Annotated in this window: 2 protein-coding genes and 1 pseudogene; all 3 read right to left on the bottom strand. The window is 42.7% G+C overall.

Annotated features, from left to right (window positions below; translation table 11 throughout):
- Positions 1-210 (bottom strand): annotated as a pseudogene (locus tag ACLOR3_RS00380) (glutamate racemase); the annotation flags it as partial.
- A 79-nt stretch (positions 211-289) separates the two neighbouring features.
- Positions 290-532, bottom strand: a complete 243-nt coding sequence (locus tag ACLOR3_RS00385; RefSeq protein ID WP_006595782.1) for a YneF family protein — start codon at positions 530-532, stop codon at positions 290-292.
- Between the two features lie 56 nt (positions 533-588).
- Positions 589-1,168, bottom strand: a 580-nt coding sequence (locus ACLOR3_RS00390; RefSeq protein WP_497867087.1) for a type III PLP-dependent enzyme domain-containing protein, incomplete at its 5' end; no start/stop codon positions are given.

The following is a 1,168-nucleotide window of genomic DNA, read 5'->3' on the forward strand; positions in this document are numbered from 1 at the left end:
AACAATCATCTTCACATTTTTCGTTAGGAGAAAACGAACCATCTCCCAAGTATAATCACGAATTTGATCTGCTGGTCTCGGGCCGTAGGGTGCTCTGGCGGAATCACCAATATAGACGACCTCTTCATGGGGTAGTTGCCGCATCAATTCACGTACAACGGTTAACCCTCCGACACCCGAATCCAAAAAACCAATTGGTCGATTGTCCATCTGCCTTCCTTTCAAAACAAGGGACTAAGAAAAATCTTAAAGTCCCCCTACTTATTTTATTGTGTAATCAGTCTTGCTTTTATTTCTTCTTCGTATTCAAAGATGCTTTTTGTTGGTTCAAAATTTGACGGTAAACTTGTTGTACCTTCGCTTCACTTGGACGTTGACCGCTAGCTCCCAATAAGGTACGAACCGCTTCAACATTCAAACGTGGGTTTGATGCAAATTCTTTTTCAAACTGCTTGCGAAGTAGGTACATACCTGCCAACATCCCACCAAAGAAAGCAAGGATAATCAATAAAATTGTCAAAAATGTAGACATAAGTGTTTTTCTCCTAAATTCAATATTTACACATTTTCTATTATACCAAAAAGGCCCTATTTTTCAAAGTCAAAGCCATACAATGTTGCAAAGTAATCCTCTGGTTTTTCGGCCCGTCGGATGAGACGAGTTTGGCCCGATTCTTCTAATAAAATCTCGGCAGAGCGGAGCTTGGCATTGTACTGATAGCCCATGGAATAACCATGCGCTCCTGTATCATGGATGACCAAGAGATCCCCAATTTCAGAGACAGGAAATTCCCGATTCTTGGCAAACTTGTCATTATTCTCACACAAACTACCAACAATGTCTACTATTTCTGTCTCTCCGTCTGGACGATCGAGATTGGTAATATGGTGGTAGGCCCCGTACATAGCAGGACGGAGGAGGTTGACAGCCGAAGCATCTACTCCTAGATAGGTCCGATAAGTCTGTTTCTTATGGGTGACATGGGTGACCAATAGGCCATGTGGGGCTAGCATAAAGCGGCCTAATTCTGTATAGATTTTCACTTGATCTAAGCCGGCTGGAACTAAAATGTCCTCGTAAGCCTGACGAACACCCTCCCCAATTACAGCAATATCATTTGGTTTGTCTTCTGGTTTGTAGTTTACTCCAACCCCACCGGAGAGATTG

This window comes from Streptococcus intestinihominis (genome assembly GCF_046824975.1).
Taxonomy (GTDB): Bacteria; Bacillota; Bacilli; order Lactobacillales; family Streptococcaceae; genus Streptococcus.